Origin of the sequence: Xinfangfangia pollutisoli, assembly GCF_020179405.1 — a bacterium.
Taxonomy (GTDB): domain Bacteria; phylum Pseudomonadota; class Alphaproteobacteria; order Rhodobacterales; family Rhodobacteraceae; genus Pseudogemmobacter; species Pseudogemmobacter pollutisoli.
This window is the reverse complement of record NZ_JAICBZ010000008.1, coordinates 51,678-75,955: the sequence shown is the minus strand read 5'-3', so window position 1 is coordinate 75,955 and position 24,278 is coordinate 51,678. Positions and strand designations below refer to the sequence as shown.

25 protein-coding genes and 1 pseudogene are annotated in these 24,278 nt (G+C 67.3%); 8 read left to right on the top strand and 18 right to left on the bottom strand.

Annotated elements, in window-relative coordinates; translation table 11 throughout:
• Positions 1-514: pseudogene (locus tag K1Y73_RS05220) on the top strand (4-(cytidine 5'-diphospho)-2-C-methyl-D-erythritol kinase); the annotation flags it as partial.
• Here K1Y73_RS05220 and K1Y73_RS05215 read toward each other — a convergent pair.
• A complete protein-coding gene (locus K1Y73_RS05215; protein WP_404819061.1) occupies positions 490-1,497 on the bottom strand; it encodes a polyprenyl synthetase family protein in 1,008 nt (335 codons plus the stop codon). The pseudogene K1Y73_RS05220 and the gene K1Y73_RS05215 sit on opposite strands and share 25 nt — an antisense overlap.
• A gap of 60 nt (positions 1,498-1,557) precedes the next feature.
• Here K1Y73_RS05215 and K1Y73_RS05210 point away from each other — a divergent pair, with 60 nt between their 5' ends.
• From K1Y73_RS05210 to K1Y73_RS05200, 3 genes are all read left to right on the top strand, one after another.
• On the top strand, positions 1,558-1,788 hold the full coding sequence (locus K1Y73_RS05210) for a putative signal transducing protein (protein ID WP_225026977.1): 231 nt from the start codon (positions 1,558-1,560) through the stop codon (positions 1,786-1,788).
• Entirely contained in the window at positions 1,785-2,546 is a 762-nt protein-coding gene (locus K1Y73_RS05205; protein WP_225026975.1) for a tRNA1(Val) (adenine(37)-N6)-methyltransferase, read from the top strand. Before K1Y73_RS05210 ends, K1Y73_RS05205 begins: the two co-directional genes overlap by 4 nt.
• 100 nt (positions 2,547-2,646) lie before the next feature.
• The gene (locus K1Y73_RS05200) at positions 2,647-2,817 is read left to right on the top strand and encodes a YdcH family protein (protein ID WP_225026974.1); all 171 of its coding nucleotides are present in this window, start codon (positions 2,647-2,649) and stop codon (positions 2,815-2,817) included.
• Here K1Y73_RS05200 and yddG read toward each other — a convergent pair.
• Positions 2,814-3,695 carry an aromatic amino acid exporter YddG gene (yddG, locus tag K1Y73_RS05195; RefSeq protein WP_225026973.1) on the bottom strand — a complete coding sequence of 294 codons (882 nt, stop codon included), beginning with the start codon at positions 3,693-3,695 and terminating at the stop codon, positions 2,814-2,816. The two genes, K1Y73_RS05200 and yddG, sit on opposite strands and share 4 nt — an antisense overlap.
• 68 nt (positions 3,696-3,763) lie before the next feature.
• Positions 3,764-4,414: a carbonic anhydrase gene (locus tag K1Y73_RS05190; RefSeq protein WP_225026972.1), complete on the bottom strand. Its 651-nt coding sequence runs from the start codon at positions 4,412-4,414 to the stop codon at positions 3,764-3,766.
• Positions 4,415-4,582: 168 nt separating this feature from the next.
• On the opposite strand from K1Y73_RS05190, the gene K1Y73_RS05185 reads away from it, so the two are divergent.
• The 3 genes from K1Y73_RS05185 to K1Y73_RS05175 all read left to right on the top strand — a co-directional run bounded on the left by K1Y73_RS05185 (position 4,583) and on the right by K1Y73_RS05175 (position 7,366).
• The gene (locus K1Y73_RS05185) at positions 4,583-4,963 is read left to right on the top strand and encodes a hypothetical protein (RefSeq protein WP_225026971.1); all 381 of its coding nucleotides are present in this window, start codon (positions 4,583-4,585) and stop codon (positions 4,961-4,963) included.
• A 172-nt stretch (positions 4,964-5,135) separates the two neighbouring features.
• Complete coding sequence (locus K1Y73_RS05180) at positions 5,136-6,524, top strand: leucyl aminopeptidase family protein (RefSeq protein ID WP_225026970.1); 1,389 nt, start codon at positions 5,136-5,138, stop codon at positions 6,522-6,524.
• Positions 6,524-7,366, top strand: a complete 843-nt coding sequence (locus tag K1Y73_RS05175) for a C40 family peptidase (RefSeq protein WP_225026969.1) — start codon at positions 6,524-6,526, stop codon at positions 7,364-7,366. Before K1Y73_RS05180 ends, K1Y73_RS05175 begins: the two co-directional genes overlap by 1 nt.
• Here the strand turns inward: K1Y73_RS05175 and K1Y73_RS05170 are convergent.
• The 7 genes from K1Y73_RS05170 to K1Y73_RS05140 all read right to left on the bottom strand — a co-directional run bounded on the left by K1Y73_RS05170 (position 7,353) and on the right by K1Y73_RS05140 (position 16,435).
• A complete protein-coding gene (locus K1Y73_RS05170; protein WP_225026968.1) occupies positions 7,353-9,026 on the bottom strand; it encodes a sialate O-acetylesterase in 1,674 nt (557 codons plus the stop codon). The genes K1Y73_RS05175 and K1Y73_RS05170 overlap by 14 nt on opposite strands.
• Before the next feature lie 160 nt (positions 9,027-9,186).
• Positions 9,187-10,776: an ABC transporter ATP-binding protein gene (locus K1Y73_RS05165; protein WP_225026966.1), complete on the bottom strand. Its 1,590-nt coding sequence runs from the start codon at positions 10,774-10,776 to the stop codon at positions 9,187-9,189.
• A 1-nt stretch (position 10,777) separates the two neighbouring features.
• Complete coding sequence (locus K1Y73_RS05160; RefSeq protein WP_225026964.1) at positions 10,778-11,914, bottom strand: ABC transporter permease subunit; 1,137 nt, start codon at positions 11,912-11,914, stop codon at positions 10,778-10,780.
• Positions 11,907-12,830, bottom strand: a complete 924-nt coding sequence (locus K1Y73_RS05155; protein WP_225026963.1) for an ABC transporter permease — start codon at positions 12,828-12,830, stop codon at positions 11,907-11,909. Before K1Y73_RS05155 ends, K1Y73_RS05160 begins: the two co-directional genes overlap by 8 nt.
• A gap of 63 nt (positions 12,831-12,893) precedes the next feature.
• Positions 12,894-14,474, bottom strand: a complete 1,581-nt coding sequence (locus K1Y73_RS05150) for a peptide ABC transporter substrate-binding protein (RefSeq protein WP_225026961.1) — start codon at positions 14,472-14,474, stop codon at positions 12,894-12,896.
• A 3-nt stretch (positions 14,475-14,477) separates the two neighbouring features.
• Positions 14,478-15,503, bottom strand: coding sequence for a prolyl aminopeptidase (gene pip, locus K1Y73_RS05145; protein WP_225026959.1), 1,026 nt, complete (start codon positions 15,501-15,503; stop codon positions 14,478-14,480).
• The gene (locus K1Y73_RS05140; protein ID WP_225026957.1) at positions 15,500-16,435 is read right to left on the bottom strand and encodes a serine hydrolase; all 936 of its coding nucleotides are present in this window, start codon (positions 16,433-16,435) and stop codon (positions 15,500-15,502) included. The genes pip and K1Y73_RS05140 overlap by 4 nt, the downstream gene beginning before the upstream one ends.
• A 110-nt stretch (positions 16,436-16,545) precedes the next feature.
• Between K1Y73_RS05140 and K1Y73_RS05135 the strand changes: the two genes are divergently transcribed.
• Entirely contained in the window at positions 16,546-17,430 is an 885-nt protein-coding gene (locus K1Y73_RS05135) for a LysR family transcriptional regulator (RefSeq protein WP_225026955.1), read from the top strand.
• 51 nt (positions 17,431-17,481) lie between these two features.
• Here K1Y73_RS05135 and K1Y73_RS05130 read toward each other — a convergent pair whose 3' ends face one another.
• The 8 genes from K1Y73_RS05130 to K1Y73_RS05095 all read right to left on the bottom strand — a co-directional run bounded on the left by K1Y73_RS05130 (position 17,482) and on the right by K1Y73_RS05095 (position 24,274).
• Positions 17,482-18,486, bottom strand: coding sequence for a phosphotransferase enzyme family protein (locus K1Y73_RS05130; protein ID WP_225026953.1), 1,005 nt, complete (start codon positions 18,484-18,486; stop codon positions 17,482-17,484).
• A gap of 13 nt (positions 18,487-18,499) precedes the next feature.
• On the bottom strand, positions 18,500-19,279 hold the full coding sequence (fabG, locus tag K1Y73_RS05125; RefSeq protein ID WP_225026951.1) for a 3-oxoacyl-ACP reductase FabG: 780 nt from the start codon (positions 19,277-19,279) through the stop codon (positions 18,500-18,502).
• Positions 19,280-19,316: 37 nt separating this feature from the next.
• Positions 19,317-20,111 (bottom strand): ABC transporter permease, encoded by a 795-nt coding sequence (locus K1Y73_RS05120; protein WP_225026949.1) that lies wholly within the window; start codon positions 20,109-20,111, stop codon positions 19,317-19,319.
• Positions 20,108-20,962, bottom strand: a complete 855-nt coding sequence (locus tag K1Y73_RS05115; RefSeq protein ID WP_225026948.1) for an ABC transporter permease — start codon at positions 20,960-20,962, stop codon at positions 20,108-20,110. Before K1Y73_RS05115 ends, K1Y73_RS05120 begins: the two co-directional genes overlap by 4 nt.
• On the bottom strand, positions 20,949-22,037 hold the full coding sequence (locus K1Y73_RS05110; RefSeq protein WP_225026947.1) for an ABC transporter ATP-binding protein: 1,089 nt from the start codon (positions 22,035-22,037) through the stop codon (positions 20,949-20,951). Before K1Y73_RS05110 ends, K1Y73_RS05115 begins: the two co-directional genes overlap by 14 nt.
• Before the next feature lie 76 nt (positions 22,038-22,113).
• On the bottom strand, positions 22,114-23,244 hold the full coding sequence (locus tag K1Y73_RS05105) for an ABC transporter substrate-binding protein (RefSeq protein ID WP_225026946.1): 1,131 nt from the start codon (positions 23,242-23,244) through the stop codon (positions 22,114-22,116).
• A gap of 81 nt (positions 23,245-23,325) precedes the next feature.
• Positions 23,326-23,949: a hypothetical protein gene (locus K1Y73_RS05100; protein WP_225026944.1), complete on the bottom strand. Its 624-nt coding sequence runs from the start codon at positions 23,947-23,949 to the stop codon at positions 23,326-23,328.
• Between the two features lie 43 nt (positions 23,950-23,992).
• The gene (locus K1Y73_RS05095; RefSeq protein ID WP_225026942.1) at positions 23,993-24,274 is read right to left on the bottom strand and encodes a BMC domain-containing protein; all 282 of its coding nucleotides are present in this window, start codon (positions 24,272-24,274) and stop codon (positions 23,993-23,995) included.
• Positions 24,275-24,278 lie beyond the last annotated feature (4 nt).

Genomic DNA, 24,278 nt, shown 5'->3' with positions numbered 1-24,278 from the left:
CCCGCGCGACGCGGCGGGCCTGGCGGCGCTGGGGGCGGATGTGCCGGTCTGCCTGGGCTCTGCCCCGGCGCGGATGCGCGGGATCGGTGACCGGCTGGATCCGGTCACGCTGCCGCCGGGCTGGATCCTTCTGGTCAATCCGCGCATCGAAGTGCCGACGCCCGCCGTGTTCCGGGCGCTGGCGCAGAAGGACAATGCCCCCCTGCCGAAGATCCTGCCGGCCTGGCCCGACCTGGCCGCCCTGGCCCGCTGGCTGCAGGATCAGCGCAACGATCTGCAGGCCCCGGCGCTGGCGCTGGCTCCGGTCATCGGCACGGTGCTGGAGCTGCTGGCCGCCCAGCCCGGCGCGCGGATCGCGCGCATGTCGGGATCGGGGGCCACCTGTTTCGCGCTGTTCACAGGCAGGGCCGAGGCCCGCGCCGCCGCCGCCGCGATCGGCGCCGCGCAGCCCGGCTGGTGGGTGGCCGAAGGCCCGCTTCTGCCCGCCGATCAGGCGATGCGCGCCACCACGTAATCGGCCAGTTCGGCCAGAAGATCGCGCAGATCATGCGCGGGCAGCACCGTCAGCGCCTGTTTCGCGGTCTCGGCCCAGGCCATCGCCTCGTCCCGCGCCGCCTGCATCGCGCCGTGTTTCGCCATCAGCGCCATGGCCTGTTCCAGATCGCCCTCGGCCTGGTCGCCCTTCTCGATCACCCGCGCCCAGAAGGCGCGTTCAGTGCTGTCGGCCTTGGCCACCGCCTTGATCAGCGGCAGGGTCAGCTTGCGTTCGCGGAAATCGTCGCCGGTGTTCTTGCCGATCACCGCCGAAGAGCCTCCGTAGTCCAGAAGATCATCGGCGATCTGGAAGGCGATGCCCAAAGCGTCGCCATAGGTGTAAAGCGCGCGCACCTGCGGCTCGGCCGCGCCGGCGATCACCGCGCCCGCCTCGGTCGCGGCGGAAAACAGCGCGGCGGTCTTGCCGCGGATCACCTTCAGATAGGTCGCCTCGGTGGTCTGCAGATCCTGCGCGGCCGTCAGCTGCAACACCTCGCCCTCGGCGATGGTGGCGCTGGCATTGGCCAGAATGTCCAACACGCGCAGACTGCCCGGCTCGACCATCAGCTGGAAGGCGCGGGCGAACAGATAGTCGCCGACCAGAACCGAAGACTTGTTGTCCCACAACAGGTTGGCCGTCGGCCGTCCGCGGCGGCGGCTGCTTTCATCGACCACGTCATCATGCAGAAGCGTCGCGGTATGGATGAATTCCACCGTCGCTGCCAGTTTCTGGGGATCGGGCCCCGCCGCGCCACAGATCCGCGCCGCCGCCAGCAGCAGCATCGGCCGCAGCCGCTTGCCGCCCGCCTCGATCAGATGCGCGGTCACTTCGGGAATGCGCGGCGCATGTTCGCTGGCCATCCGGTCGCGGATCAGCAGATTGACCGCAGCCATGTCAGCGGCCAAAGCCGCGGCCAGCCGGTCCTGCGGCCCGGTTTTCGGCTTCTCCGAAGCTCCGTCCATCACCATCCCCGACCTCTGCGTGCCTTGCCCCCGTGGGCCGGGCGCGCTTACCTTATCCCCATGAAAGAACTGCTGCGCACCACCGATCCCACCGAGATCGCCTTTGCCACGGCCCTTCTTGAGGGCGAGGGTATAGCGGCCTTTGCCATGGACGTCCACATGAGCGTCCTTGACGGATCGATCGGAATCCTGCCGCGGCGTCTGATGGTTGCGGATCGCGATCTGTTCCTGGCGCGGGCGATCTGCCGCGACAACGGGCTGCCGGTGACGGGCGCGGACGCAAGCCCATGAGCTTTGCCGAAGACGCGCTGACCGACGACAAATTCCTGTGCGGCAGATTAAGGCTTTTGCAGCCGGCAAAGGGGTTTCGCGCCGCGACCGATGCGGTCCTGCTGGCGGCGTCCTGTCCGGCGAAGCCCGGGGAAAGCGTGCTGGATCTGGGCTGCGGCGCGGGGGCCGCGGCCCTGTGCCTGGCGACGCGCGTGCCCGGCCTGGCGCTGGCGGGGCTGGAATTGCAGCCCGATTATGCCGATCTGGCGCGGCGGAATGCCGCGCGCAACGGGATAGAGATGCAGGTCGAGACCGGAGACCTGACCCGCATGCCCGCGCCGCTGCGCCGCGATTTCGACCATGTCATCGCCAACCCGCCCTGGTATCCGCCGGGCGGCACGCCCTCGCCCCTGCCCGGGCGCGCCCGGGCGCTGGCGGCCGAGCTGCCCCTGTCCGACTGGGTGGCGGCTGCGGCAAAACGTCTTAAGCCCGGGGGGTCGTTTACCCTGATTTCGGGAACAGACAGCCTGCCCGTCCTGCTGGCCGCGCTGGCGCCCAAGCTGGGCTCGGCCGCGGTGCTGCCCCTGGCCCCGCGCGACGGCCGCGCCCCGCCGCGGCTTATTTTGCAGGCCCGCAAGGGCGGGCGCGGCCCGTTCCGGCTGTTGGCGCCCTTCGTCCTGCATGCCGGATCCGCGCATGACGGTGATCGTGAAAGCTATACAAGGGCTGCGAATTGTATCCTGCGCGAGGCCGGCAGCCTTGTGCCTGTTTTCGGATAATCGACAGCTTTCTTCCGCCCGCTCACATCGTTTCGAGGTGACACGACTCAAGCTTCGTGATGGACTTGTTTCGTGGGTGTCACACAGAAGGAGGAAGAACATGTCCATGGCTTCGCATCTGCAGGAACTCCGCAAGAAGCATGAGGTGCTTTCGACGATGGTCGAAGCGGCTCAGCGCGCGCCCAGTACCGATGATCTGCAGATCGCCGAATGGAAGAAGCAGAAGCTTCGCCTCAAGGAAGAGATTTCGCGCCTGGCCAGCCAGCACTAGGCTTCGGCTGAGGCCGACGCCTCCGGCAGCCGCCGGGGGCGCGCCGCCAGGGCCGCGCCGCCGGTGATCAGAACGGCGGCCAGAAGCAGCGTCCAGCCGGGCGCCGTGATCCCGGCCAGAACCAGAACCAGCGTCGACAGCAAGGGCGCAGCATAAGAGGCGACACCCAGGATCTGGATGTCGCCTTTCTTCATCCCGATATCCCAGGTGAAGAAGGCCGCGCCCACCGGGCCCAGGCCCAGCGCCACCACGCTGGCCCAGCCCAGCCCGCCCTGCGGCCAATAGGTGTCTTCCAGCGCCAAATGCGCGACCAGCGACAGGACGGCCGTTGCCAGGCAATAGACGGTGACGCTTTCGGTCGGCACCGCGCCCAGCCGCCGCGACAGGACGGAATAGCCCGCCCAGGTCAGCGCGCAGGCAAAGGCCAGGGCAAAGCCCAAGGCCGAGGTTTGCCCGGTGCCGCCGCTGCCCAGAACGATCAGCGCCGCGCCGGCAAAAGCCAGCAGCGCCCCGATGACATGCCGCGCCGTCAGCTGCTCGCCCGGCAGCAGCCCCGACAGCAGCACGATGAACAGCGGCCAGAGATAGGCGATCAGCCCGGTCTCGGCGGCGGGCGCGATGCGGAAGGCGGTGAAATACAGGAAGTGATAGCCGAACAGGCCCAGCGTGCCGAAGGCATAGACCTTCCACCCCACCCCGCGCAGCACGCCAAAGCCGCGCCGCGCCACCCAGGCCAGGCCCAGAACACCGCCGATGCCAAAGCACAGCGCATTCAGCAGAAAGGGCGGCACCGGGGCCGATCCGATGGTCAAAAGCGCCAGAAGCGCCCACATCAAGACGGCGGTAAAGCCGATCACGGTTGCTCGGGTTCGGGTCATGCGCCGCATCTGCACGCAACAGCGGCGCAAGCGCAAGCCGCAGTTTCGCCAGACCCGCCCGGCGGACCCTAGCCCACGGGGACGAAACTGTCCTTGGCCGGATCGTAGTTTTCCAGCCCGCCCTCGCCGGTATCGGTCCAAAGCCCGTGCAGCGTCAGCGTTTCATTCTGCACCGCTTCGGCCACGAAGGGGAAGGTCATCAGGTTTTCCAGGCTGGTCAGCACCGCCTGCTTTTCCAGCGCCGGCAGGATCGTCTCGGGCGGCAGATGGGCGACCTTCTCGAAGCCCGGGCGCAGGATGTCCATCCAGCGGCCGACGAAGCTGGTCTGCTCCTCAAGCTGCGGGGCATGGCCGGTGCACATGTCATGGCAGCCCTTCACGCCGCCGCAATTCGAATGGCCCAGCACCACGATATGCGCGACCCCCAGCGAGGTGACGGCATATTCCACCGCCGCCGACGTGCCGTGGTTCTTGCCGTCGGGCGTATAGGGCGGCACCAGATTGGCGATGTTGCGGTGGATGAAGAACTCGCCTTCGTCGGCGCCGAAGATCGAGGTCACATGCACGCGCGAATCGCAGCACGAGATGACCATGGCGCGGGGATGCTGCCCCGAAGCGGCCAGCCGGCGATACCAGGCGCGGTTTTCCTGATATGTCGTCGCACGCCACCCCTGAAAGCGTTGCACCAGATAGGTCGGCAGGGGGCGGGCGTGGATCATCGGCAGGCTCCTGTGCTGGCAATGGACCGGACGTCGTCCCTGCCAGATACCGTGCATTCGCAGAAAATGCGAGGCGCAAACTGCAGGCGGGCGGGCGGGATTTAGAGAAATGGAAAGCAAGCCCTGCCAGGATGGGCCCCGGGTGTGACGGGCCGTGTGGGTGCGGAGATGACGAATCTGACGATGCTGCAACCGCGAGAGCGGGTTCGGCAGGATGGCGAGGCGATTGCAGCGATCTACCGCAATCTCGGCGCGCCGATGGCCGAGCAGATGGTGGCGCGCGCCCTGGGCGAGCTGGCGCTGGCCATGGCGGGGATCGCAGCCCAGGTGCGGGCGCATGAGCTGGCCGATCTGTCGCGCCAGCTGAAAAAGCTGCAGCGCATGGCCGAAGGGCTGGGCATGGTCAGCCTGTCGGCAATTGCCGCCGATGTGCGCGATTGTCTGGACCGGGGCGATGGCACCAGTTTCTCGGCGGTCTGGGCCCGGCTGCTGCGGGTCGCGGAACGTTCGCTGGCGTCCGAACACGGCTTTGCCGATCTGTCCGGATAGGGGCTGGGCCGCAAGCGGGCCGGGCTGCCTTGGGCAGGGGTGATCGGGGCCTTGCCTGCTGGCGGACGGGCAGATCGCTGCCGGGCGGCTGCACCGGGCAGCGCATCTTCCCTTGCGGCTGCGGCGGCTTGGATTAGGCTTCCGGGCGAAAGACCATCCCCGGACCCCTGCCATGCCCCTGCGTTTTGCCGATCCCGCCAGCCCCGCCCTGCCCTTGCATCTGCTGGAAGCCGAGGCGCTGCCCCGGTTTCTGGGCCAACTGCCCCCGGCGCAGGCAGCCTGGCTGAAGGCCACCGGGTTTGAGGCCGGCTTGGGCGATCTGCGGCTGCTGCCGGATGCGGCCGGCGGCATTGCCGCGGCGGTGGCCGGGCTGGGCACGGCCCGGGCCCGGGCGCGGCAGCGCTTTGGCATCGCCCGCGCCTTTGCCGCCCTGCCGGGCGGCACCTGGGCGCCGACCGGCCCGCTGTCGGCCGCGCTGGCCGACGAGGTGGCACTTGCCTGGCTATTGTCCGGCTACCGCTTCGACCGCTACCGCCCGGGCCGCCCGCCGACCGACCCGGTGCAACTGATCGCGCCGGCCGGGGTCGATGCCGCCCGGCATCTTGCCATGGCCAAGGGCGAGGCGCTGACCCGCGATCTGATCAACACCCCCGCCCAGGACATGGGCCCCGCGGAACTGGAAGCCGCGCTGCGCAGCCTGGCGCAGGACTTCGGCGCCCAGGCCCGGGCGATCACCGGCGCCGATCTGCTGGCGCAGAATTTCCCGATGATCCATGCCGTCGGCCGCGCCAGCCCGCGCGCCCCGCGCCTGCTGGAGCTGCGCTGGGGCAAGGCCGGGCCGCGGCTGACACTGGTCGGCAAGGGCGTGTGCTTCGACACGGGCGGGCTGAACATCAAGACCACCACCGGCATGGCGCTGATGAAGAAGGACATGGGCGGCGCGGCCACGGTTCTGGGCCTGGCGCGGATGATCATGGCGCTGGATCTGCCCATGCAGCTGCGGGTGCTGATCCCCGCCGTGGAAAACATGATCGACGGCAATGCGTTGAAACCGAAGGATATCCTGACCAGCCGCAAGGGGCTGACGGTCGAGGTGAACGATACCGATGCCGAAGGCCGGCTGGTCCTGGCCGATGCGCTGGCCCTGGCCTGCGAGGAGGAAAGCGACCTGCTGATCTCGATGGCCACGCTGACCGGCGCGGCGCGGATCGCGGTCGGCCCCGATCTGGCGCCCTATTACACCGACGATGCGGCGCTGGCCGCGGCGCTTGAAACGGGCGCGGCGCAGGGCTTCGATCCGGTCTGGCGCATGCCCTTCCATGACGCCTATGAAAGCGTGATCGAGCCGGGGATTGCCGATCTCGACAATTCGCCGGGCTTCGGCTTTGCCGGGTCGATCACCGCGGCGCTGTTCCTGCGCCGCTTTGTCGATGACCGGCGCTATCTGCATTTCGACATCTACGGCCATACGCCCGCAGACGCGCCGGCGCGGCCGAAGGGCGGCGTGGGCCAGGGGGCGCGGGCGGTGCTGAACGCGCTGCCGCAGATGCTGGATCTGTGATGGCGGACCGGCGCCTGACCCCGTTTTCCGGCCGCATCGCCCATGTCTCGCTGCAGGGCCAGGTCGAGGCGCCGTTGACCGAGGGCAGCCCGGCCCGGCTGGGCCTGCCGCTGGTGCCCCTGCTGCGCAGCCCCGGCGGGGCGCTGGACCGCACGCTGCTGTTCGGCGATGCCGTGACGGTCATCGACCGAGACGCCGGGCATGCCTTTGTTCTATCGGCGAAAGATGGCTATTGCGGCTGGGTCGACGAAGCGGCTCTGGCGCCCTGGACGCCGGTCACCCACCGGGTCGCCACGCCCGCGACGCATGTTTATGCCGGGCCGAAGGTGCAGGCCGGCATGCGCCATCCGCTGTATCTGACCAGCGCGGTGCAGGTGCTGTCGGAAGACGGGGTCTGGGCCGAGACGCCGGGCGGTTTCGTGCCCTCCAGCCATCTTCTGCCGCTGGACCAGCCCGCCGAGGATCCGGTCGCGGTGGCCGAGATGTTCCTGCATGCGCCCTATCTGTGGGGCGGCAATGCGGTGTCGGGGCTGGATTGTTCGGGCCTGGTTCAGCTGTCGCTGCTGTCGGCGGGCCTGGCCTGTCCGGGCGACAGCGACCAGCAGCAGGCGATCGGCCAGGCCATTCCCGAAGGCGCGGCCCTGCAGCGGGGCGATCTGATCTTCTGGAAGGGCCATGTCGCGCTGATGCAGGATGCGACGCGGATCATCCATGCCACCGCCTATACGATGCGGGTGATCGCCGAACCGCTGGCGCCGGCCGAGGCGCGGATCATCGCCAAGGGCGAGGGCCCGGTCATCGCGCGGCGGCGCCCGACCGGAACCCCGGCTAGAACACCGTGAAATCCGCCGCGGTCAGCGCCGTGCCGGGGGTGACTGTGGCAAACAGCACCGCGGCCGCCCCGCCCGCACCATCGGAATCGTAGAAGATCCGGCCCGTCGCCGCATCGTAAAGAATGCGCTGCGCGGCATTGGTCGCCACCGCCCCCAGGCCAAAGGCCCGGGCCGACAGCCCGCCCTGTGGCAGTGCGGCGAAGACGGCATCCTCCAGCCGGATCGAGTCATCCACCGGGCGGAAATCGGCGATGCGGTCGACATTTCCCGCCCCCAAGGCGCTGTTGAAGACGAAACTGTCGGCGCCGGTCCCGCCATACAGCAGATCATTGCCCTCATTGCCATAGAGCAGGTCATTGCCAGCATCGCCCCAGATCGTATCGGCGCCCTGCCCGCCCCAGATCCGGTCATGTCCCGCCCGACCAGCGACCCGGTCATTGCCGCCATCGCCCCAAAGCCAGTTGTTCTGCGCGTCGCCCGCCAGCTGATCGGCAAAGCGCGACCCGTAAAGATCCTCGAAGCCGCTATAGCGATCCCCCGCCGCGATGCCGGTATTGACCGCGGCATTGGCCAGATCGACCCGCACACCGACCGGAGCGTCGCCATAGGACAGCCGGTCATGCAGGCCTGCGCCGCCGTCCAGCACATCGGCCCCAGCGCCGCCGCAGATCGTGTCATCGCCGGCCCCGCCATAAAGACTGTCGCGCCCCGCCCCGCCCTGCATCCGATTGCCCAGCGCATTTCCGGTGACCGACCGGCCAGTGGCGCCCGAAACCGTCACCTCCTCGACCCCGGGGGCCAGACGCGACATGTCGTAATTGCACGACACCAGCACCCGGTCCCGCCCCTCACCCACTTGCTCGATCACCATGGTCTGCGAAGTGGTGACCCGGTAGGTGTCGTCGCCGCCATAGCCGATCAGCACCAGATTTCCGCTGCTGCCGGAAGTCGTGGTCCGCAGCGTCGCGGGCCCCAACAGATCATTCGCCGCCGAGCCAAAGCGGATGTCGGCGCCCAGCGCAGACGTCAGCGGGCTGCGGCTGCCCGTGCCCCAGGCGGCCACGGCCGAGGCCAGGGCATCGACCAGGCGCTGGCTGTAATGCAGATCGTCGCGGAACATCTGGCCGGGCGCCACCCCGGCCAGAGCGGCCAGCACATCCATATTGATGGTCTGGCTGCCGGCGCGCCCCGCAGTAAAATCCAGCTGCTCGCGCTGGATCCTGGCCCAATTGTCGCGCCCCGCCGCCGCTGGCGCGTAGGACGACAACAGAACCGTCAGCACGTCGAAATCGAAGGCCGAGGCGGGCCGGTCCGGCAGCGCCGCGCGCAGCTTGGCGGTGATCCCGTCGAACAGCGCCGAAAGCCGTTCGGCGTAGATGTCGGACCGGGCAATATCCAGCGTGTCCGCCTCGCCCTGCAGCCAGACGACACCGGCCAGATGCGCCGTGCGGTCGGCCCGCATCAGACCGGCCACCTGATCGACAAGGCTTTGCGGCAATTCGTTCGCGCGGTACCAATCCAGTTGCGACCGGCCCCAGGTCAGCGGCGCGCCGGGCGCCGCGACCCGGATCACGGTGCAGCCCGGATCGCGCGCCAGCAGCGCCGCCCGGATTTCATCGAAACCGTTATTGGCGTTGCTTTGCCCCGCCACGACATAGATCGCGCCCATCCGCCACCTCACCCGACTTCCCCGGCAGGAAGTTTGCGGCGCGGTGGTTTATCGGGGCTTTGCAGATTGTGGCAGCCGCAAGGAGGATGCTGAAAACTCGGCTTTCAATAAAGACGAATGCGCGGGGCCGGCGGCGGGGGCTTTGGCCGGCCCGCGACTGTCACAGCATGGCCGCGCGGATCAGCTGCTGGGTATAGGGATCGCGGGGCTGGGTGATCACCTGCTCGGTTGTGCCGCTTTCCACCAGCTTTCCCGCCTTCATCACCATCACCCGGTCGGCCATGGCCCGGATCACCGCCAGGTCGTGGCTGATGAACAGATAGCTCAGCCCATGCCGGCCCTGCAGGTCGCGCAAGAGATCGACGATCTGCTTCTGCACCTGCCGGTCCAGCGCCGAGGTCGGCTCGTCCAGCACGATCACCTTGGGCCGCAGCACCAGGGCTCGCGCAATGGCGATGCGCTGGCGCTGGCCGCCGGAAAACTCGTGCGGATAGCGGTTGCGCAGGGCGGGATCGAACTGCGCCTGCTCCAGCGCCTGGGCGGCCAGACGGTCACGCGCCTGCGCCGGCAGGGCGGGTTCATGCACCATCAGCCCTTCGGCGACGATCTGCCCGGCGGTCATCCGGGGCGACAGACTGCCGAACGGATCCTGCATCACGATCTGCAGATGATGGCGCAGCGGCAACAGCGCCTTGCGCGACAGGCCGGTCAGATCCTGCCCCTGAAAGCGGATCGCGCCATCGGCCTCGACCAGGCGCAGGATGGCGCGCGCCAGCGTCGACTTGCCCGAGCCGGATTCGCCGACGATGCCGATGGTTTCGCCCTGATGCAGCCGCAGCGACAGCCCGTCCACCGCGCGGAACCCGGGCCGCTTGCGGGACAGAAATCCCGTGCGGCGGCCATAGCTGACGGTAATGTCGCGCGCCTCCAGCACCAGGGGCGCGTTCTCCGGCACCGGGGTCTTGTGCCCCGAGGGTTCGGCGTCGATCAGCGCGCGGGTATAGGCGGCCTGCGGCGCGGTGAAGATCGCCTCGACCGGGCCTTCCTCGACCTTCTCGCCGCGGCGCATGACGATGACCCGATCGGCGATGCGCCGCACCACATGCAGATCGTGGGTGATGAACAGGATCGCCATGCCCAGCCGCTGCTGCAGCTCTTGCATCAGCGACAGGATCTCGGCCTGGATCGTCACATCCAGCGCGGTGGTGGGTTCATCGGCGATCAGCAGTTCGGGGTCGTTCGACAGCGCCATCGCGATCATCACCCGCTGGCGCTGCCCGCCCGACAATTCATGCGGCCAGGCATTCATCCGCCGCTCGGGCTCGGGCAGATGCACCAGGCGCAGCAGATCCAGCGCCCGGGCATGGGCCTTGGCGCGACTGAGGCCCTGATGGCGGCGGATCGGTTCGATTAGCTGGTCGCCGATGGTGTACAGCGGGTCCAGCGAGGTCATCGGTTCCTGAAAGATCATGCCGATGCGCGCGCCGCGGATGCGGTTCAGCGCCCTGCGGTCCAGGCCGATCAGGTCGGTGCCGTGGAAATCGGCGCGACCGGTGACCTGGCCATTGCCGGCCAGAAGGCCCATGGCGGCCATCATGATCTGGCTTTTGCCCGATCCGGATTCGCCGACGATGGCCAGGGTCTCGCCCGGGTTCACCGCGAACGAGACGCCCTTCACCGCCTCGACCTGGCCATCCAGGGTTTTGAACGAGACGCGGATGTCCTGAAAGGACAGCACGGGATCGGCCATGTCAGCGGTCCTTCGGATCAAGGGCATCGCGCAATCCGTCGCCCAGGAAGTTCAGCGCGAACAGCGTGCTGATCAGAAACAGCGCGGGGAAATACAGCAGCCAGTTCGCATGCGGCATGGTCTTGGCCCCCTGCGAGATCAGCACCCCCCAGGACGACATCGGCTCCTGCACGCCCAGACCCAGATAGGACAGGAAGCTTTCCATGATGATCACGGTCGGCACCAGCAGCGTCATGTAGATGATCACCGGGCCCAGCAGGTTGGGCAGGATATGGCGGCGCAGGATCCCGGCCCGGCTGACGCCCAGCGCCTCGGCCGCCTGGACGAATTCCAGCCGCTTCAGCGCCAGGGTCTGGCCGCGCACGATCCGCGCCATGTCCAGCCACATCACCGCGCCGACGGCCAGGAAGGTCAGCAGGAAGTTGCGGCCGAAGAACACCACCAGCATGATGACGAAGAAGATGAAGGGCAGCGAATACAGGATGTCGACCACCCGCATCATCACCTCGTCGGTGCGGCCGCCGACAAAACCCGACACCGCGCCATAGACGACGCCGATCGCCACCGCGACCAGCCCCGCCATCAGCCCGATCGCCAGCGAGACCCGCCCGGCGATCAGGGTGCGCGCCAGCAGGTCGCGGCCATTCTGGTCGGTGCCGAAGAAGAACCAGCTTTGCTTCACCCGCGCGGTCAGCCGGGCGCGGCCGTCGTCAAGCGTTTCGATCCGGCTGTCATGGAACAGGTCCGAGCGGTCGAAATAGCGCGCCGCGCGATCGTCGATGGGCTTGGCCGAGGTCAGGGTCGCGGTGATCACCGCGCCGTCCTGTGCCCAGTCCAGCACCTCGATCCGCGCGCGGCCGGCGGCTTTTTCCAGCGCGGGCCCGATCATTTCGGGCTTGGGATAGGCCGAAAGACTGGGCGGCACCTTGGTGTAATTCTGGTGAATGGTGTTGAAATCATTCGGCAGCAGCAGCGGCCCCAGCGCGCAGAGCAGGGTCATCACCATCAGCAGCACGGCCGAGACGGTGGCCGCGCGATTGGCCAGCAGCCGCGCGCGGGCATCGACCCAAAGCGAGCGGCCCGGCGCGGGGCCCGCCGTCGGGCCCGGGGTCGGGCCCGGGGGGGAAAGATCAGTCATGGCGCACCCGCGGATCGACCAGCGCATAGGCAAGGTCGACGATCAGATTGAAAAGAATGGTGAAGATCGCCAGCACGACCACGGTGCCCATGACGACCGTATAGTCGCGCGCCAGCGCCGCCTCGACGAAATAGCGCCCGATGCCCGGAATGCCGAACACCGTCTCGACGATCACCGATCCGGTCAGCAGCGAGGCCGCGGCCGGCCCGGCATAGGAAATCACCGGCATCACCGCCGAGCGCAGCGCGTGTTTCACCACCACCGACCAGGCCGAAAGCCCCATGGCGCGGCCGGTGCGGATGTGATGGGCGCGCAGGGCCTCGATCATCGACCCGCGCATCAGCCGCGCCACGACGGCAAGCTGCGGCAGCATCAGCGTCAGCACCGGGCCGATCTTGTTGACAAAAGCGCCACCGCCCCAGCCCGCCACCGGCACCAGGCTGAAGGACAGCGCGAAGATCAACTGGTACAGGGGCGCGATCACGAAGCTGGGGATGGTCGATCCCGCCGTGGCGGTCGCCACCACCAGATAATCCAGCGGCCGGTTCTGGTTCAGCGCCGCCATCACCCCCAGCGCCGAGCCGATCACCAGGGCCAGCACCAGCGCCATCCCGCCGATCTGGATCGAGATCGGCAGGCCCGAGGCGAACATCTCGGCCACGGTGAATTCGGGCCGGGTGTAGCTGGGGCCCAGATCGCCCTGCGCCAGATTGCCCAGATAGTTCAGGTATTGCTCCCACAGGGGCCGGTCCAGCTTGTAGACGCGGTTCAGATTCTCGATCACCGCCGGGTTCAGGCCCTTTTCCTGGTTGAACGGCCCGCCGGGCGCGATCCGCATCAGGAAGAAGGAAATGGTGATGATCAGGAACAGCGTGGGAATGGCGGTCAGAAGCCGCCGCAGGACGAAACGCGCCATGGTCGCGGGCCTTTCACGGGATCGGCCGAAGCCCGGGTTCGCCCGGGCTTCGGTGCGACGGGATCACTCGGTCTTCGACAGGAAGCGGCTGGGGTGGATGTCCATCACATTGGGCTCCCAGCCCTGCAGCTTGTCCGAGACCAGACCGCGATAGCTGTAGAACATCAGCGGCATCACGCAGAGATCCTGGACCACGCCCTTTTCCTCGGCTTCGGCCAGAATGCCCATCCGCTTGGCCGGATCGGATTCAACCCCCGCCTGGCCCAGAAGCCCGTCATAGGTCGCGTCGGAATACAGCGTGTAATTGTTCCCCGCCCCGGTGATGCACAGCGACAGGAAATTCTCGGGATCCTTGTAATCGGCAAACCAGGCGGCGCGGGCCAGGTCGAAATCGCCCTTGGCTTCCAGATGCGCGTAATGCGCCGCGATATCGAGGTTGATCATCGTCACCTCGATGCCCATCGGACGCAGCAGTTCCTGCAGGGCGACGGCGGTATTGGCGTTGTTCTCGTTGGTGTTGAAGCGGATTTCCAGCTTCAGCGGGTTGGCCTCGGTATAGCCGTAGCGTTCAAGGATCTCGCGCGCGGCATCTTCGCGGTCAAGCTGGGTCATCGCGGCATAGTCGGGGGGCGCGACCTCATAGCCGTCGATCCCCGGCGGCACCAGCGTATAGGCGGGCAGCATGGTGTTCTGCCAGACTTCCTCGGCCAGATAGTCGCGGTCGATCGCCATCGACACCGCCTTGCGGATTTCGGGGTTCGACCAGGGCTCCTTGTCCATCTTGAAGCCGTAGTAATAGGTGCCCAGCAGCGGGCCCACCTTGACCTTGTCGCCCAGGCTGGCCTTCAGCGCCTCATATTGCTCGGCCGGGAAATCAAGCGTCATGTCCAGCTCGCCCGCCTCGAAGCGGCGGGTCGCGGTGGCGACATCCTCGGTCGGATAGAAGTTCACCCGGTCGATGGCGATATTCGCGGCGTCATAGAACTTGTCGTTCTTCACCACCGAGATGTGGTCGTTGGGCGTGAAGCTTTCCAGCACGAAAGGCCCGTTCGAAACCAGCTTGCCCGCCTTGGTGAAATCGGCGCCCAGCGCGGTGACGCTGGCGGGATTGACCGGATAGGTGGCCTGATGGGTCAGCATTTCCAGGAAATAGGGCGTCGGCCCCTTCAGCGTGACCTGCAGCGTCAGCGGATCAAGCGCCTTCACCCCCAGTTCGGACGGCGGCATCTCGCCAGCGGTGATCGCCTCGGCATTCAGGATCGGCGCCAGCATATAGGCATATTCGGCGGCGGTTTCGGGGTTTACCACCCGCTGCCAGGACCAGACGAAATCCTCGGCCACGACCGGGCTGCCATCAGACCACAGCGCGCCGTCGCGCAGATGGAAGGTCCAGACCAGCCCGTCCTCGGACACGGTCCAGCTCTCCGCCGCGCCCGGGATCAGCGTCGCGTTGCCGTCATGCGCGGTCAGGCCCAGGAACAGGTCGCGCATCAGATTGGCCTCGGGGATGGTCGAGGTCTTGTGCGGATCCAGCGATTCCGGATCGCCATTGTTGCCGCGGTTCAGCACCACCTCGGCCAGGGCGCCGGTGGCGCACAGGACAAGGACGGATCCGGTCAGAACCAGATGTCGCAAGAGGGTCATGGGTCAGTCTCCGATATGGACCCGGGCAGCGCCCGGAAGGTGGGAAGGCGCCCGTCTGGATGCGGGCTTGCCGGGAAGGGCGAAGGCATCCGAGGCGCGCACCATCGCGTCCTGGATGCCGGGTTCCATGCCGGTATGGCCGGCATCGGGAATGATCATCAGCTGCGCCTCGGGCCAGGCGGCATGCAGCGCCAGCGCGGTATCGGCAGGGGTGACCAGGTCATAGCGGCCCTGGATGATCACCCCCGGAATGGCGCGCAGCCGGTGCGCCTGGGCGATCAGCCAGCCGTCATGATCCAGCCAGCCGCGATTGTGGAAATAGTGGCATTCGATCCGGGCAAAGCTTTCGGCAAAGGCGGGATCCTCGAATTCCTCTTCCCGCGCGGGCGATGGCATCAGCGACAGCGCTGCCCCTTCCCAGCCCGCCCAGGCGCTGGCCGCATGGCGGCGCGCGGGCCCGGCCGGGCCGGTCAGGCGGCGGTGATAGGCGGCGATCAGGTCATGGCGTTCGGCTTCGGGGATCGGCGCCAGATAGCGGGCAAAGGCCTCGGGCAGGATCATCCCGGCGCCCTGCTGATAGAACCAGGCCAGTTCGGCCTGACGCAGGGTGAAGATGCCACGCAGGATCAGTTCCGTCACCCGCGCCGGATGGCGAAGCGCATAGCACAGCGCCAGCGTCGAGCCCCAGGATCCGCCCACCACCTGCCAGCGCCCGATCCCCAGATGCAGGCGCAGCGCTTCGATATCCGCGACCAGATCCCAGGTCGTGTTGTCGCGCAATTCGCCCGCGGGCGTCGATTGCCCGGCCCCGCGCTGGTCGAACAGCACGATCCGGTAGCGCGCCGGATCATGCGAGCGGCGCAGGAAGGGCGAAATCCCGCCGCCCGGCCCGCCATGCAGGATCACCACAGGCTTGCCTTCGGGGTTGCCGCATTCCTCGAAATACAGCTCATGCAGATCCGAGACGCGCAGCCGCCCCACGCGATAGGGCGCGATCTCGGGGTAAAGCGGGCGCCGCGCGTCGGTCATGCGGCGGCCTGCAGCCGGGCGGCATCGGCGAAATGGTCGAACAGGAAGCGCCCGATCCGCGGGAAGGCATCGGGCACCTCGTCGGCGATGCGCTTGCCCTGGGTCATCAGCACGAAGGTGACCGGCATCCGCCCGGGCGCCACGATGCGGATCATGTCATGCTTGAACCACGAGGCCTTGGGGTCGCCGGTCCACAGATTGTGCCCCGCCTTCGACCAGATCCGCGCCGCATCGGGCAGATGCCCGCCCAGGAATTCGCTGACCTGGAAATGCGGCAGCGCCGCATCGGGGCTGGTGCGGTCGCGCAGAAGCAGGGACTGCGCCCGGGCCAGACCCTCGGGCGACAGCGGCAGGGCGCCGGTGAAGATCGCGGCCATCAGCCGCGCGGTGGCCAGGGGCGTCAGCGCGTTCAGATAGCCGCCCTGCAAGGCGGCGAATTGCGCCTCGCGGCCATAGCGCTGGTCGTCCATCAGCTTCTGCGTCAGATTGCAGCGCGCGAATTCCGGCCAGTCCAGATCGCGGAACCAGCGGTTCAGCCCCTCGCGCGCGGCGACCCAGGCGTCGAAGGCAGGCCCCGACAGCAGCGTGTCGCCGGTGGTGCCGGTCAGAAGGTCGATCAGGTAATTGGTCCCGGTGTTCGACGACCACAGGATCATGTCGCGCATGGCCCGGTCGAATTCGGCATGCGGCGCGACGCGGCCGGTTTCAAGCGCATGCAGCGCATGAACCAGATGAAAGCTTTTCACCAGCGAACAGGGATAGCAGCGCCAGTCGCCGCGATGGGCAAAGCCATCGACCCGCGCGCCGGTCTCGCGCAGGGCGACCAGCGCGAAAGCCCCGTCTTCCAGCCCGTCCTGCGCGAAGCGGCGCGGCAATTCGGCGATCGCGGCTTCACCCGCGCGGTCCCAATCGGGAGCAGAAGAGAAGAACATCGGGACTTCCATATCAATTCCGCCCGCCAGCGCGGCGGACGCGGCACCCTAGACCGCTTCGATCAATCAGGATAATCAATAATAATCGCCCCACTATCAGGATACGAATAATGGATCTGGCCGAAATCGAACTGTTCGGCACGCTGATGCGGGTTGGAACCACGGTGGAAACCGCCCGCATCCTGGGCCTGTCGCAGCCGGCGGTCAGCGCGCGGCTGAAGCGGCTGGAAAGCCGGGTCGGCTTCAGCCTGTTCCATCGCAGCGGCAACCGGCTGGAGCCTTCGGCCGAGGCGCAAGAGCTTTACGCCGAAACCGGCGCGGTCTTTGCCGCCCAGACCGAGATCCGCAGCCGGATCGAGGCGCTGCGCAGCCATGCGATGCGGCCGGTGACGCTGGCCGCAACCCCGGCCGTGGTCGAAGGCTATCTGGCGCCGCATCTGGCCAGGGCCGGCTATACCGGCTGGGCGCGCAGCCTGCGGATCTGGATCGGCGAGCCGGAAAACGACGTGCGCAGCGGGCGGGCGGATATCGGCATGCAGATGGCCGCCCCGCCGCGCGCGGAATTCGAGGCGCAGACCCTGGCGGAGGTGCCGCTTTACGCGGTGATGCGCGCCGATCACCCGCTGGGGCGGCAGGCCGCGCCCGAGCTGACCGATCTGCGCGACGAGCCGCTGGTCTGCTATGATCCCGACTGGTCGCCGATGGGCGGCGCGATCCGCCGCGCCTTTCGCGCGCATGGGCTGGACTATCGGCTGGCCTGTCAGGTTCCGTTCTGCTCGACCGTCTGCCACATGGTCGCGGCCTGTGGCGGGGTCGGGGTGATCGACCGGCTGACCGTGGATGCGCTGACCGATCCGCGGCTGATCGCGCGGCCCCTGCCCCAGATCCCGCCGATCCCGCTGATCGCCTTTCACCGCCGGGACGAGCCCCTGCGCGTGCATGCGCAGGAGCTGCTGACCGCCCTGGGCGGGCAGTTGCGCGACCGGGCCGGCTGACGGCGCCGCCCAGCCCGTCCCCTCGCCCGGCCCCTCGCCCGCCCGGCGCCGTCAGACGGCGAATTCGGCCAGGTAAGCCTGGCCCAGTTCGGCCGAGACCCGGGCGAAATCCGGGGCCATGGCCTGGGGTTCGGGCGCCTCGATATGGCTGCCGATCCAGGCCAGCAAGGCCAGGCGGCGCAGCATGATGAAGGTGTCGATCTCGCGTTCTTCGGCCTCGGACAGCGCGCGGACCGAGCGATAGCCCCGCACCCAGGCCGCGCGCAGGGCGGGCACCTGCGGGTGATCCTCCATGAAGCTGATGCCGGTGGCGAAGTCGTAAAGAAACCAGCCCTGACCGCAATCGTCGAAGTCGATCAGCGTCGTCTCTTCGCCCTGGATCAGCAGATTGGCCAGCCGCATGTCGGCATGGATCAGACCGTAGCGCCCGGGATCCTGGCCGAAGGCGTCAAGCCGGCGGCGGATCGTCGCCTCGACCCGTTCCAGAACCGCGCGGATCGGCGGCGTGACATTCGGCGCCGCCCGCCAGTCGCCCCAATTGGCCTGCGGCCCGAAGACCGCGTCATGATCCCAGCGCAGCCGCTCCAGCGGTTCGGGGCGCTGCCAGGCCATCGAATGCAGATGGGTGCGCGCGGCGATGGCGCCCAGCCGCTGAAAGGGCGCGACCAGATCGTCGTTCTCATCCGGCTGCCGGCCTTCGGCAAAGCGGAACATCACCATGAACCGCGGCTCGGGCAGGCCGGGCACATGGCCCTCTTGCACCAGATCGCCATTGCGCCCGGCAATCGGCGGCGGGGTGTTCACCAGCCCGCTGGAGGCCAGCGCCTGCGCCCAGGCCAGTTCCTGGCCGATGCCCCGCCTTGTGTGATAGGCGGGGCGGTGGATGCGCAGGATCGACCGATAGGCCCCCGCCTCGACCAGATAGGTCGCGTTCTCGGACACATTGATCAGCCGCGCCGTCGCCCCCCGGGGCACCGGCCAAAGCGGCAGCGCATCCTGCGCCAGCCGGTCAAGATGCTGCAAAACCGCCTGAAGCGGCATGGACTGTTCGGCCATCCCTCAGTCCCCTTCAGATCGACGCGATGGCTTCCAGGGATTCCGGCAGGATCTGGCCACCATCGACGATGATCTGCTGCCCGGTGATATAGGCCGCCTCATCCGAGGCGAAGAACAGCGCCGCATGGCCGATATCCTCGACCGCGCCCAGCCGCTTCAGCGGGATCGAGGCGGCCATGGTCTTCAGATAGTCCTCGCCCAGCCCTTCCAGCCCTTCGGTCACGATATTGCCGGGCATCACCGCGTTGATCGTGGTGTTGTAGCGCGACAGTTCCATCGCGGCGGTCTTGATGAAGCCCAGCTGCCCGGCCTTAGAGGCGCCGTAATGCGACCAGCCGGGATAGCCGGTCACCGGGCCGGTGATCGACGAGGTCACGATCACGCGGCCCTTGCCCGCGCGTTCGAAATGCGGGATCGCGGCTTTGACGCAAAGGAAGGTCGACCGCAGGTTGTTCGCCATCATCTGGTCCCAGTCCTCGGGCGTCATGTCGACCATCTTCACCTGCGGGAAGGACCCGGCATTGGCGCAGACGACATCCAGCCCACCCTGCACCTCGGCCGCGGCGTCGACCATGCGGCGGACCTGATCGTAATCGCTGACATCGCAGACGGCGCTGCGCGCGATGGCGCCGGCCGCGGTCATCTCGGCCACTGCGGCCGCCAGCGCCGCCTGGTCGCGCCCGACGAGGGTCAGTTTCACCCCCGCCCGCGCAAAGACCCGCGCGATGCCGCGCCCGATCCCCTTCGACCCGCCGGTCACGATGACACTCCGGCCCTGCAATGATGTCAGCATGTTGGTTCCTCCCAGATTTTTATGATTTGTCTTGGTCTCAGGCGCGTCGGCGCATCCAGCGGACCAGCCCGATCCCGATCAGCATCAGCGCCGCCGATCCGGCCACCGACAGCACGCCCAGCGCCGGGATCTGCGGCGTGTAGCCCGAGACCATCCGCGCATAGAGCCATTTCGGCAAAGTCGAATCGAGCCCCGAGGTGAACAGCGACAGCGGGAAATTCCCCCAGGACAGCAGGAAGGCGAACAGCCCGGCCGAGATCACCCCCGGCATCAAGAGGGGCAGCGTCACCTCGCGCAGGATGGTCAGGGTCGAGGCGCCCATGTCGCGGGCCGCTTCCTCAAGCGCCGGGTCGAAACCATAGGCGCGAATGGCGATGATCAGCGTGGTGATTGGCGCGATCCAGACCAGATGGGCGATCACGGCGGTCTTCCAGCTGGGCTGAACCCCCAGCGCCGAGAACCAGATCAGCAGCGCCAGCCCCAGCACCGTCTGGGGAAAGAAGATCGGCAGAAGGATCAGCTTCTGGAACAGCGGGCGGTATTTCCACTGGAAGCGCGCGAAAGCCAGCGCGCCGAAAAAGCCCAGCAGCATCGACAGAAGCGTGACCAGAACCGCGATCTTCAGCGAGGTCAGCACCAGCGCATGCACATTCGGGCTGGTCACCGCCTGCACCATCCATTCGCTGGTATAGCGGTTGACCGGAAAGCTCAGATAGCGCGCCTTCGACACCGAGGCGAAGCCGACCGACACCAGCGGCAGATACAGGACCAGAAGGATCAGCAGCCCGTACAGATACAGCGCGATGCGGGTGGTGTTGGAAACCGATCTCATCTTTTCCGCCCCATGATCGCGTCCAGATTCACCCGGCTGACCGGCACCAGAACCAGAAGGGCCACGATCCCGATCAGCATCAGCGACAGCGCCGACCCGAGCGGCCAGTTCTGCGCGAAGGTGAAGGCGCTTTCGACATCGTCGGTCAGCACCACGACCGACCGCCCGCCCAGAAGCTTTGCCTCGGCCACCGCCCCCGCCGACAGCACGAAGGTCAGAAGGCTGCCCACCATGATGCCGGGGGCGGCCAGCGGCATTTCGATTTCGAACAGGATCCGCGCGGGGCTTGCGCCCAGGTCCGAGGCGGCAAGCCGGGCGTCGTCGGGCACCAGGCTGATGCCCTGCGCCAGCGGAAACAGCATGAAGGGGAAATAGACATAGGCCATGCCGAAGACGATCACCGGCCAGTCATACAGCGGCGTCTCGAAGCTGAGCCCGGTCCAGGACCGCAGATAGCCCTCGATCAGCCCGCCTTTCATCAGCGACAGGCTCCAGCCGAACAGGCGGATGTTTTCCGACACGAACAGGATCAGCACCACGGCAAGCGTGATGACAATGGTGAAGCGGCCGAAGACCTTAGCCATGCCGTAAGCCAGCGGCCAGCAGACGATGAACAGGATGACCGTGGTCAGGAAGGCCAGCCCCAGCGAGCGCAGAAGCGAGCGGTAATAGCCCTGTTCCCAGATCACCGCGAAGGACGAGAAATCCGGCAGATGGGTCAGCTCGAACACTTTCTGCGGCATGATGGCGAACCCTGCCACCACGAACAGCGGCATGATGAAGGCCAGAAGCAGCAGGATCAGGATCGGCAGCCCGGACAGGAAGCCCAGGCGGCTTTCAAGCCGTTGCATGGCGGGGCTCCTCGGCGATCGGGTGGACCGCGTCGCGATCCCAGCCCAGGGTGACCGGCGCGTCGCTGCCCGCGGCAAGGCGCTGTTCAAACGGCCGCTCGACGGTGATCCGCGTGCCGGCCAGGGTGTCGATCGCATATTGGATGCGCGATCCCAGCGCATATTCCGCCACCACCCGGCCCTGCACGGTGAAATCCGCGCCCTGCCCTTCGGCAACAAAGCGCAGAAGCTCGGGCCGCACCATCAGCGCGCCGCGCCAGCCCGCGGGCAGCGCAAGCCCGCCCGACAGCGCCCTGATCCCGGCGTCGCCCCAGCGCGCCTTGCCCTGTTCTTCCGCCGCCTCGAACAGATTGACCTCGCCCATGAAGCTGGCGACGAAGCGGCTGACCGGGCGGGAATAGATCGCCTCGGCAACGTCGATCTGTTCGAACCGGCCGCGTTTCATGATGGCGATCCGGTCCGACATCACCATCGCCTCTTCCAGCGAATGGGTGATGTAGACGAAGGTCTTGCCGGTGCGGGCATGCAGATCCTTCAGCTCTTTCTCCAACGTCTTGCGCAACCGGTAATCCAGCGCCGACAGGGGTTCATCGAAGACGATGATCTGCGGATCGAAGGCCAGCGCGCGGGCCAGCGCCACCCGCTGCCGCTCGCCGCCCGACAGCTGGCCGATCATCTTGCCGTAATAGTCTTCGGGCAGCCGCAGCAGCCGCAGCAGTTCCAGCGCGCGGGCCTTGCGCGCAGCGGGCGCGATCTTCTTCAGCTTCTGGGGAAATTCGATGTTCCGCCCGACGCTCATATGCGGAAACAGCGCCAGCGACTGGAACACCATGCAGGTGGGCCGCTTGTTGGCGGGCATGGTGTCGATGCGGGTGCCGTTCAGGCGGATCGTGCCCTCGGTGACGTCGTCAATCCCGACCAGCAGCCGGATCAGCGTGGATTTGCCGCTGCCCGAGGGGCCGACGATGGTCAGGAATTCGCCCTCGGCAATATCCAGGCTGATCCGGTCCAGGGCGGTGAAGCGGCCGAAACGCTTGGTGACATTCTCGATCCGCACGAAGGGTTGGGCAACCATCGTCCATTCCAGGCAAAAGGGGAAAAGGGGGCCGCCGGGCCGCAGGGCGCCCGGCAGCCTGTCACAGCCAAAGGCCCTAGCCGCGCCGCGCGGCGACATAGGCCGCAAGCAGGGCGTCGTAGGAAGGCACGACATCGAATTCCAGACAGCGCGACAGCTCGGCTTCCAGCGAATCGAACTGGATCGCCTCCAGCATCTCGGCGTCGAACAGCGCCATCACCTCGGGATTGCCCATCTGCGCGATCGGGTTGTAGGTGCCTTCCGAGAAGGCCACCGCCTTGCAGATCTCGGGCTTCTGCACGAATTCCAGAAAATCCTCGGCCAGGCCGGAAGGATCGGGGTTGTTCACCGCCGAGGTCAGTTCCACCCAGACCACGCCGCCCTTGCCGCCGACCGGCCCCGACCGCGGCGTGATCGCGCGCACGAAGGTCGCGCCGTCATAGCGCGCGGGCGAGGCGGTATAGGTGCCGCCGGTGAAATAGGCGTCGATCTCGCCATTGATCAGCGCGGTGTTCATCGCCACCAGATCGTCGGTCATCAGCCGCGCGCCGGCCACGATCTGCCGGCAGGTTTCGGCGAAGCGGTCGGCATCGGCGCCCTCGACCGGCTTGAACGGGTCCAGCCCGGCCGCAAGACACAGATGGATCACGTTCCAGTTGTCATAGGTCAGCAGCCCGTAGCGGCCCTTCATCGCCGGATCGAGGAACAGGTTCCAGCCCTGCTCTTCGGCGCTATCCTGGCTGATCCTGTCGGTGTTCACCACGAACGAGAACGGCCCATAGCGCTGCGGCATGCCCAGCAGATCGCCATTGTCGGCGAAGGCCAGCGCATAGGGCTTGGCGAATTCCGGCGTCATCTTGTCGAACCAGGGCAGGAAGCGCTCTTTGTTCAGGGGCCGGATCAGGGCATCGCGGATCAGCTCTCCGCGCGCCCAGGGCTGGTTCACATTGATCAGATCCCAGGTGCCGATCTCGCCCGCGCGCAGCCGGTTGATCATCTCGGGGTCCGAGGTGCCGCTTTCGGCCCGGATCGTCGCCCCGGGATGGGCCGCGCGATAGGGGTTCAGCACCGTGTCGGAATTGTAGCCCTCCCAGCACAGGATATTCAGCTGATTGCTGCGCTCGGCAAGCGCCCGGCCCGGCATCGAAAACGCCGACAGACCGGCCAGACCGGCCGCGCCCAGCGAGAACTGACGTCTCGTGATCATCGTCTTTCTCCCTTGTTGGTTTTGCCTCTCGGATGGTTGATCCACCTCTCGGGCGTGAAGGGGGCCCTGCGGCCCCGTCGTCTATCGTCCGGTGATCGCCTCCAGTTTCGCGGTGATCGTGTCGCGCGCGATCCGCATTTCGGCGGGGGTGCCCGACATGAACAGCCGGCCGGTCGCGCCCATCATCTGCACATCGTTGATCACGGCATTGGGCGCGGCCTTCTCGGCCTCATTGGCCGCGACGCAGGCGAAAAGCGCCGGCGCCATTTCATAGATCAGCAGCGCAACGCCCGGCACCAGGATCGAGGCATCGCGCGCGCGGTTGAGGATGATCGCATGCTGATCCGACAGATCCTCGATGATGTCGTGATACAGGATCTGCGGGCGCATCTGATCGGCCGGCGCCGCGCCGATCCCGGCCAGGATCGCCTGGCCGGCGGCGGTCAGATCCGCCATCCGGTCGGAATGCAGCTCCAGCAGGCCGAACTGGCGTTCGGTGTACAGGATCCCCGGCTCCATCTCGGGCGCGGCCTTCAGCGCCAGATCGGTGACCCGGTGGATCGCCAAGGCGGGGGCCACCTCGATGATCAGCGAATGCTGGCCCCGGAAGGGCGGATATCCCCTCGCCCGGGTGGGCGAGGACAGATAGGCCGCGAACTGAGGCTGCAGATCCTCGATGGGAAGATAGACGCGAAGCTCTGTCATGCCCTTGATCCTTGTCCTGCATGCGGGAACCGGCGGTGCCGGCTCAGGCCTTCAGCGCGTCGAAATGCTTTGCCAGATCGGCATGCGGGCGCGGAATCACATGCACGGCGGTGACATCGCCGATCTGGGCCGCGGCTTCGGCGCCGGCTTCGGTGGCGGCCTTCACCGCCCCCACATCGCCGCGCACCACGACCGAGACCAGCCCGCCGCCCACTTCGTTGCGGGCGACGATCTCGACATTTGCCGCCTTCACCATGGCATCCGCCGCCGCCAGCGCGGGGACATAGCCCTTGGTTTCGATCATTCCGATTGCAAGATTAGCCATTTGA

Bases quoted from the DNA above. Each gene is read 5' to 3' on its own strand.
- K1Y73_RS05215 (WP_404819061.1), bottom strand. From the start codon at position 1,497: ATGGACGGAGCTTCGGAGAAGCCGAAAACCGGGCCGCAGGACCGGCTG.
- K1Y73_RS05210 (WP_225026977.1), top strand. From the start codon at position 1,558: ATGAAAGAACTGCTGCGCACCACCGATCCCACCGAGATCGCCTTTGCC.
- K1Y73_RS05205 (WP_225026975.1), top strand. From the start codon at position 1,785: ATGAGCTTTGCCGAAGACGCGCTGACCGACGACAAATTCCTGTGCGGC.
- K1Y73_RS05200 (WP_225026974.1), top strand. From the start codon at position 2,647: ATGTCCATGGCTTCGCATCTGCAGGAACTCCGCAAGAAGCATGAGGTG.
- yddG (WP_225026973.1), bottom strand. From the start codon at position 3,695: ATGACCCGAACCCGAGCAACCGTGATCGGCTTTACCGCCGTCTTGATG.
- K1Y73_RS05190 (WP_225026972.1), bottom strand. From the start codon at position 4,414: ATGATCCACGCCCGCCCCCTGCCGACCTATCTGGTGCAACGCTTTCAG.
- K1Y73_RS05185 (WP_225026971.1), top strand. From the start codon at position 4,583: ATGACGAATCTGACGATGCTGCAACCGCGAGAGCGGGTTCGGCAGGAT.
- K1Y73_RS05180 (WP_225026970.1), top strand. From the start codon at position 5,136: ATGCCCCTGCGTTTTGCCGATCCCGCCAGCCCCGCCCTGCCCTTGCAT.
- K1Y73_RS05175 (WP_225026969.1), top strand. From the start codon at position 6,524: ATGGCGGACCGGCGCCTGACCCCGTTTTCCGGCCGCATCGCCCATGTC.
- K1Y73_RS05170 (WP_225026968.1), bottom strand. From the start codon at position 9,026: ATGGGCGCGATCTATGTCGTGGCGGGGCAAAGCAACGCCAATAACGGT.
- K1Y73_RS05165 (WP_225026966.1), bottom strand. From the start codon at position 10,776: ATGGCCGATCCCGTGCTGTCCTTTCAGGACATCCGCGTCTCGTTCAAA.
- K1Y73_RS05160 (WP_225026964.1), bottom strand. From the start codon at position 11,914: ATGACTGATCTTTCCCCCCCGGGCCCGACCCCGGGCCCGACGGCGGGC.
- K1Y73_RS05155 (WP_225026963.1), bottom strand. From the start codon at position 12,830: ATGGCGCGTTTCGTCCTGCGGCGGCTTCTGACCGCCATTCCCACGCTG.
- K1Y73_RS05150 (WP_225026961.1), bottom strand. From the start codon at position 14,474: ATGACCCTCTTGCGACATCTGGTTCTGACCGGATCCGTCCTTGTCCTG.
- pip (WP_225026959.1), bottom strand. From the start codon at position 15,503: ATGACCGACGCGCGGCGCCCGCTTTACCCCGAGATCGCGCCCTATCGC.
- K1Y73_RS05140 (WP_225026957.1), bottom strand. From the start codon at position 16,435: ATGTTCTTCTCTTCTGCTCCCGATTGGGACCGCGCGGGTGAAGCCGCG.
- K1Y73_RS05135 (WP_225026955.1), top strand. From the start codon at position 16,546: ATGGATCTGGCCGAAATCGAACTGTTCGGCACGCTGATGCGGGTTGGA.
- K1Y73_RS05130 (WP_225026953.1), bottom strand. From the start codon at position 18,486: ATGGCCGAACAGTCCATGCCGCTTCAGGCGGTTTTGCAGCATCTTGAC.
- fabG (WP_225026951.1), bottom strand. From the start codon at position 19,279: ATGCTGACATCATTGCAGGGCCGGAGTGTCATCGTGACCGGCGGGTCG.
- K1Y73_RS05120 (WP_225026949.1), bottom strand. From the start codon at position 20,111: ATGAGATCGGTTTCCAACACCACCCGCATCGCGCTGTATCTGTACGGG.
- K1Y73_RS05115 (WP_225026948.1), bottom strand. From the start codon at position 20,962: ATGCAACGGCTTGAAAGCCGCCTGGGCTTCCTGTCCGGGCTGCCGATC.
- K1Y73_RS05110 (WP_225026947.1), bottom strand. From the start codon at position 22,037: ATGGTTGCCCAACCCTTCGTGCGGATCGAGAATGTCACCAAGCGTTTC.
- K1Y73_RS05105 (WP_225026946.1), bottom strand. From the start codon at position 23,244: ATGATCACGAGACGTCAGTTCTCGCTGGGCGCGGCCGGTCTGGCCGGT.
- K1Y73_RS05100 (WP_225026944.1), bottom strand. From the start codon at position 23,949: ATGACAGAGCTTCGCGTCTATCTTCCCATCGAGGATCTGCAGCCTCAG.
- K1Y73_RS05095 (WP_225026942.1), bottom strand. From the start codon at position 24,274: ATGGCTAATCTTGCAATCGGAATGATCGAAACCAAGGGCTATGTCCCC.